The following is a 6,522-nucleotide window of genomic DNA, read 5'->3' as shown; positions in this document are numbered from 1 at the left end:
GCAGGACCTGGAGCACTTCTCCCGCTTCCTGCTCGACAACCTGCTCAACGCCAGCGGCGTGGCCGACGTGAACTCCAGCTTCGTGCTGCGCGCGGTGAAGACCGACGGCGGCTTGCCGTTGTTGCCCAGGACCTGACGCGGACGATCCCTGTCCGCGACGCGTGCTACAACGCGCGCAATCTCCACGAGGACCCGCCATGTACGGACTGATCGGCAAGATGCGCGCCACGCCCGGCCAGCGCGATGCGCTGCTCGCGATCCTGCTGGAAGGCACCGACGCCATGCCCGGATGCCTGAGCTATGTCATCGCGCGGGATCCCGCCGACGCGGATGCGATCTGGATCACCGAGGTCTGGACCGATGCCGCGAGCCACAAGGCTTCGCTGTCGCTGCCGGCCGTGCAACAGGCCATCGCGAAAGCGCGGCCGATGATCGCCGGATTCGACAGCCACATCGAAACGGTCCCGGTGGGCGGGCAGGGGTTGTCATCGGTGCGGTGATCCATGGAACATTGATGCGCTGCGTCTACACGTCTTTCGTCCTAGACTGCGTCATGGACGTTTTCGCACCTTCCTGGCAACGCGCATGGACCGGCATCGGCGCGGTGGGCGAGGGCAACGCATTGTTCGCGCAGCTGATGGCGGCGTACGCAGAGCCGCAGCGCCACTACCACACGCAGCAGCACCTCGGTGAATGCCTGTCGGCGTTCGACGCTGTGCGCGCGCTGCCCGAGCACCCGGCCGAAGTCGAACTCGCGCTGTGGTTCCACGATGCGATCTACGACATCAAAGGGCATGACAACGAGCAGCGCAGCGCCGACTGGGCGCGCGATGCGTTGAGCGATGCGGGTGCGCCGACCGATGCGGCGCAGCGTGTGCACGACCTGGTGATGGCGACGCGGCATACCGCGGTGCCGTCGGGACGCGAYGAACAGCTGCTGGTCGATATCGACCTGTCGATCCTCGGTGCGGCGCGTGCGCGCTTCGACGAGTACGAGCAGCAGATCCGCAAGGAATATGCGTACGTGCCGGGCTTCCTGTTCCGGCGCAAGCGGCGCGAGATCCTGAAGGGCTTCCTGGATCGGCCGGCGATCTACAGCACGCCGCACTTCCACGACGCGCTGGAAGCGAGGGCACGCGACAACCTGCGTCGCGCGACCCAAGCGTAGAGCCGAGCCTGCTTGGCTCTCCACGGCGTCAGGCATCGCGAAACGCGAGGCCAGAAGCAGCGGAGCAAGCGCCGCTCTACCGCTTTACGGGCTGACCGGCGGCATCGCACTTCACGTCGCGGCCGAACAGGCGGCCCAGGCGCGAGGGCTCTTCCAGGCAGCGCGGGTCCGGCTTCGGCGGCGCGTGCCTGGCCGCGTGCGCGGCGGTGCGCGTGCGCTGCAGTTCGGCGAGTCTGGCCTTGATCTGCGGCATCGCCGCCAGTGCGGCGCGTTCGCCTTCGAGGATGGCGTTGTTTTTCTGTTCGAAATCGGCCGGGCCGATGTCGTTGACCTTCGGACGGATGACGACGTCCGCGCGCGCCAGTTCCTGTTCGCCCAGGCGCTGGCCCATGATGCCGATGGACTGGTTGACGATGCCCAGCATGCTGCCGGGCTTGGTGCCGGGCGCCTTGGTGGAGATGTCCACGGCGATGACGAAGTCGGCGCCCAGCTGGCGCGCGGCGTCCACCGGCACCGGGCTCACCACGCCGCCGTCGACGTAGCTGGCCTTGCCGATCACCACCGGTTCGAACACGCCTGGGATGCTGCTCGACGCGCGCACCGCCTGGCCCGTGTTGCCGCGCACGAAGACGGTGCGTTCGCCGTTCTCCAACTGCGTGGACACTGCGGCGAACGGCTTCTTCAGCTGCTGGATGGTGCGCTTGCCGACCAGGTCGTTGACGTAGTCCTGCAGCTTCTGCCCTTGCACCAGGCCGCCGGAGAACAGGCGCACGTCACGGATCTTCGCTTCGTCCAGCGCGAAGGCCTGTTTCTGCATCTGGAACGGGTCCATGCCGCTGGCATACAGCGCGCCGACCACGCTGCCGGCACTCGTGCCGGAGACGATCTGCGGTTCGATGCCGTTGGCTTCCAGCATCTTGATGACGCCGATGTGCGCGAATCCCTTCGCCGCACCGCCCCCGAGCGCGATGCCCACCTTCGGCTTGGGCGCGGCGGGTATCGGCGACACCACCGCGGCGACCGGCGTGGGCCTGACGTTGTCGCCACCGCAGGCGACCAGCAGCAACGGGGCAAGCAGCAGGGCGGGGATCAGGCGAGCGGCAGGGCGCATGGGCGGCGAGTGGGCGGGACGGGTGCGCAGGATAGCGCCCCCTCGCGCAACCGCAGCCAACGACCACGCCCGGATCAGGACGCCCCGCCGGAACGGCGCCGCGCGTTGCCCGGACCCACGCCTTCGATGCGCTTGAAGAAGCGACGGAAGGCCGCCTCGCTGCTGTAGCCCAGCATCTCGGCGATGGCGGCGACGGAGAAGCGCCGGTTCTTCAACAGCCGGCGCGCCTCGGTTGCCCTCCAGTGCGACAGGTACTGGATGGGCGGCGTGCCGACGGTGGCCGAGAACAGCTCGGCGAACGCGGTGCGGGACATGCCTGCCTCCTGCGCTATCGACTGGATGGTCCAGTCCTCGCCGGGACGCGCATGGATGGCCGACAGCGCACGCGACAGGCGCACGTCGGTGAGCGCAGCGAGCAGGCCGCGCGGCTGCTCGGCCTGGCGCACGTACTCGCAGACCGCCATGGTGAACAGCGAGTCTGCGAGCTTGTTCTGCACCAGCTGGCGACCCCAGCGGCGTTCCCGACTGGTGTCGGCCAGCATCTGCGCGAGTTGCCTGAAGCCGGCGCTGCTGTCCTGGCTGCGGATCACGAACCACCGCGGCAGCGCGGCGAAGATCGGGTTGTGCGAGCCGGTGATGAACTCCAGCTCGCCGCACAGCATGCTGGTGTCGCCGACATCCGGCGCGTCGGGCAGATGGGGATCGGCCGACGACGAGAGCACATGGCGCACGCCGGCAGGAAAGACGATCAGGTCGCCGCGCTCGAGCAACACCGGCACGTCCAGCGCTTCTCCGGTGATCCAGCACTGCCCTTGGGTCAACAGGTGGAACTGCCCGTGGTGCGTCGCCGGCTCGCTGTCGTACCACGTTCCGCAGTAGCGGACATCCGCGGTGATCTCCACGCGCATGCGATAGGCGCCCAGCACGGTCTCGAGGACGGCGTCGCGGTCTTCGTGCTCCGCCAGGCCGGAGGCGGGGGTGGGCAAGGTGTCCATGGCGCCATCGTAGGCGACGGGGTGGATGCGGGCCATGACCGCGCGTCCGCCGATTCATGCGCGTGCGTCCGCCCGCACACCGCGCCGGACGATGGGGCATATCGCGGGAACGCTCGGGAATGGTCGCCGCGGATGCGGGACGGTGGAATGGCATGGCGTCCTGCGGCGCTCCGTCGACGACGCCTTCCCCAACTCCAACGAGGCTTTCCAATGAACACCACCAAGCTGTCCGGTCTGTCCGTCGCGGTCGCCGCCGCCGCCCTCTTCCTCGGTGCACCGATGGCTCATGCGGCCGAATCCGGGTCGGCCAAGGTCGGCCACTGCGTCGGCGCCAACGCCTGCAAGGGACAGGGCGCGTGCAAGAGCGCCTCCAACGCCTGTAAGGGCCAGAACGCGTGCAAGGGCCACGGCTTCACCGAATCCACGGCAGAGACCTGCAAGACGGCCGGCGGCAAGTTCGAGGCACCCAAGCCGCAGAAGAAGGCGGCCGATGCGAAGAAGGCCAACACCTGACGCCGCGCGCGAGCCACGACACGCCATGACCACGCCCCTTCAGGGTTTCGGCCTGGGCCTGCGGCCACAGCACTACGACGCCTTGCTCGCGGGCAGCGCGCGCGTGGACTGGCTGGAGATCCTCAGCGAGAACTACCTGGTCGACGGCGGCCGTCCGCTGTGGATGCTGGACCGGATGGCCGAACGCTGGCCCATGGCGATGCATGGCGTGTCGCTCGACATCGGCGGTAGCGATCCGCTGGACCGCGAGTACCTGCACGCGCTGGGCCGCCTGGCCCGGCGCGTGCGGCCACGGGTCGTGTCGGACCACCTGTGCTGGACCCGCCAGGGTGGGGTGCAGTTCCACGACCTGCTGCCCTTGCCTCAGAACGACGAAACGGTCCTGCATGTCGCCGCGCGTGTGCGGCAGGTGCAGGACATCCTCGGCATGCCATTGCTGCTGGAGAACGTGTCCAGCTACCTGCGCTTCGGCGACGACACGCTGGATGAAGCGCAGTTCCTCTCGGCGATCGTGGCCGAGAGCGGTTGCGGATTGCTGCTCGACGTGAACAACGTCTTCGTCAATGCGCACAACCATGGGTTCGATGCGGTGGCGTTCCTCGATCGCCTGCCGCCTGCGGCCGTCGGCCAGATGCACCTGGCCGGGCACAGCGAGGATGCGCGCGGCAGCGGCCTGCTGATCGATACCCACGACGCTGCGGTCCCCGACGGCGTCTGGTCGCTGTATGCGGACGCCGTGCGGCGCTTCGGCAACGTGCCCGCGATGATCGAGCGCGACGATCACATCCCTCCGCTGGACGCGCTGCTCGCCGAGCTCGATGTGGCACGCGCGGTCGCCGCAGGCGCGGCTGCGCAGGCGCGTGCGGCATGAGCCGGTCGATGGCCCTGGTCGACCAGCAGCGGCAGCTCGCGGGCTGGCTGCTGCGCCGGGATCCTGCGGAAGCGCCGCTCGTCTCCGATGCACTCCCGGCCCCTTCGTCGATGCGCCTGCGCGTGTATGCGGACGGCTACCGGTGGCGACTGGTGGAGGTGCTGGGCCACGACTTTCCCGCCTTGCGCGCCTCGCTGGGCGAGGACCGCTTCGATACGCTGGCCGAGACGTATCTTGCCGCCCATCCCTCGCGCCATCCCTCGGTCCGGCACCTGGGGCAGCACTTCCCACGCTGGCTGGCGTTGCGCGACGCGACGTCCGCCGATCTCGCGCGCCTGGAGTGGCAGCAGGGCGAGGTCTTCGATGCCGCCGATGCACCGGCATGCAGCATCGACGACGTAGCGGCGCTGTCTCCCGAGGCGTGGACGCGTCTCCGATTGCACGTGCACCCCGCGGTGCGCCGCCTGCGCCTGCGCAGCACCGCTGTCGCCGTGCTCGACGCCCATGCCCGGGGCCAACCCCTGCCCGCCCTGCGTCCGCAGGCACCCACGGCGTGGCTGCTCTGGCGCGTCGGGTTCGACGTCCATTGGCGCCGCCTGCCCCGCGACGAGGCGATGGCGCTGGTGGCGATCGAGCGGGGCGACGCATTCGCCGACTGGTGCGTGCGCCTGCCCGGCCGTTCGCCCGCCATGCGTGCCGCTCGCCTGCTGAAGCGGTGGTTGTCCGATGGCCTGGTGGCCGACCTGTCCTTCCCTGCCTGACTCTTCCTGGAGATCTCCATGCAAACCCTACCCGTGCATGTGCGTGCACTCGCCTTCCTCCATGACCACGAATGGATCGGCCCGTTGCTGGTGCGGCTGGTATTCGGCTACTTCTGGCTGGAGACCGGCTGGGCCAAGTTGAACAACCTGGCGTTCTTCACCGAACGCTTCGTCGAATGGGGCATCCCCTGGCCCGCGTTGAGCGCAACGGTCTGCGCGGGCACCGAATTCATCGGCGGCCTGCTGATGATGCTCGGGCTGGCGACCCGCCTGACCATGCTGCCGATGATCTTCAACATGCTGGTGGCGCTGGCCGTCGTCGTGCTGCCGGGCATCTCGACGCTCGACGAGTTCGTCGAGCTGGACGAGGTGCTCTACGTGGCGGTATTCGCCTGGCTGCTGTTTGCCGGACCGGGCCGCGCCAGCCTGGACCACCTGATCGCGCGACGCGGTGCACAGCGCGATCCCCTGGCGGCGTCATAGCCGTCGGGTCCGCCCTCCGCCGGTCGGACGGGGACATGCGTGGGCTCCCGTTCCGCCGACCGCGAGGCGGGCGAGGCGGACGGGGCGGCAGGGGGTGGAAGACCGCCCCTTGTGGCAGCCAGGCCGGAGCTCGTCGGAAACGGGACTTCCGGCCATTGCCCCCGTTGTTGCTGTAATGCAACATTCGCGTGCTAGCGCCGCCGCGCGCCCCGAATCCCACCCACTCGGAAAGCCACGCCATGTCCCCAGTCCGCCCGGCCGCCGTCCGGCCGCACCGCCTCGCCTTTGCCATCGCCGCGCTGCTGCCCTTCGGCACCGCCCTCGCCCAGGACGCCGCCTCCCCGGCAGAGAAGGACGCCGCCACGCTCGACACCGTGCAGGTCACCGCGCAGCGCAAGGTCGAGAACATCCAGGACGTGCCCGTCTCCATCAGCACCGTCAACGGAGAGCAGCTGGGCGTGCTGGCGTCCGGCGGCACCGACATCCGCTTCCTGTCCGGCCGCGTGCCCAGCCTGAACATCGAATCCTCGTTCGGCCGCGCCTTCCCGCGCTTCTACATCCGCGGCTACGGCAACACCGACTTCCGCCTCAACACCTCACAGCCCGTGTCGCTGGTGTAC

At 69.1% G+C, this 6,522-nt stretch carries 9 protein-coding genes and 1 pseudogene; 8 read left to right on the top strand and 2 right to left on the bottom strand.

Features of this window, described 5'->3' with window-relative positions:
* From AC04L7_RS10335 to AC04L7_RS10325, 3 genes and pseudogenes are all read left to right on the top strand, one after another.
* Positions 1 to 136: pseudogene (locus AC04L7_RS10335) on the top strand (Lrp/AsnC family transcriptional regulator); the annotation flags it as partial.
* A gap of 61 nt (positions 137 to 197) precedes the next feature.
* Positions 198 to 500 carry a putative quinol monooxygenase gene (locus tag AC04L7_RS10330; RefSeq protein ID WP_299344779.1) on the top strand — a complete coding sequence of 101 codons (303 nt, stop codon included), beginning with the start codon at positions 198 to 200 and terminating at the stop codon, positions 498 to 500.
* 53 nt (positions 501 to 553) lie between these two features.
* Positions 554 to 1,168: an HD domain-containing protein gene (locus AC04L7_RS10325; protein WP_435995829.1), complete on the top strand. Its 615-nt coding sequence runs from the start codon at positions 554 to 556 to the stop codon at positions 1,166 to 1,168.
* Between the two features lie 76 nt (positions 1,169 to 1,244).
* On the opposite strand, the gene AC04L7_RS10320 is transcribed toward AC04L7_RS10325, so the two are convergent.
* The gene (locus AC04L7_RS10320) at positions 1,245 to 2,279 is read right to left on the bottom strand and encodes a patatin-like phospholipase family protein (protein WP_435995827.1); all 1,035 of its coding nucleotides are present in this window, start codon (positions 2,277 to 2,279) and stop codon (positions 1,245 to 1,247) included.
* A 74-nt stretch (positions 2,280 to 2,353) separates the two neighbouring features.
* A complete protein-coding gene (locus AC04L7_RS10315) occupies positions 2,354 to 3,310 on the bottom strand; it encodes an AraC family transcriptional regulator (RefSeq protein WP_435995825.1) in 957 nt (318 codons plus the stop codon).
* Between the two features lie 174 nt (positions 3,311 to 3,484).
* Here AC04L7_RS10315 and bufA2 point away from each other — a divergent pair, with 174 nt between their 5' ends.
* The 5 genes from bufA2 to AC04L7_RS10290 all read left to right on the top strand — a co-directional run.
* Positions 3,485 to 3,787, top strand: coding sequence for a BufA2 family periplasmic bufferin-type metallophore (gene bufA2, locus AC04L7_RS10310; RefSeq protein WP_296278680.1), 303 nt, complete (start codon positions 3,485 to 3,487; stop codon positions 3,785 to 3,787).
* A gap of 25 nt (positions 3,788 to 3,812) precedes the next feature.
* A complete protein-coding gene (gene bufB / locus AC04L7_RS10305) occupies positions 3,813 to 4,658 on the top strand; it encodes an MNIO family bufferin maturase (protein WP_435995822.1) in 846 nt (281 codons plus the stop codon).
* The gene (locus AC04L7_RS10300) at positions 4,655 to 5,419 is read left to right on the top strand and encodes an HvfC/BufC family peptide modification chaperone (protein WP_435995820.1); all 765 of its coding nucleotides are present in this window, start codon (positions 4,655 to 4,657) and stop codon (positions 5,417 to 5,419) included. Before bufB ends, AC04L7_RS10300 begins: the two co-directional genes overlap by 4 nt.
* 18 nt (positions 5,420 to 5,437) lie before the next feature.
* Positions 5,438 to 5,902, top strand: a complete 465-nt coding sequence (locus tag AC04L7_RS10295; protein WP_435995818.1) for a DoxX family protein — start codon at positions 5,438 to 5,440, stop codon at positions 5,900 to 5,902.
* A gap of 239 nt (positions 5,903 to 6,141) precedes the next feature.
* The coding region (locus AC04L7_RS10290; RefSeq protein ID WP_475512946.1) for a TonB-dependent receptor plug domain-containing protein at positions 6,142 to 6,522 on the top strand (381 nt) is incomplete at its 3' end.

The sequence above is a fragment of the Pseudoxanthomonas sp. LjRoot204_2 genome (genome assembly GCF_056175765.1).
Note: the sequence above shows the minus strand (reverse complement) of the source record. Positions and strands in the feature narration are given on the sequence as shown.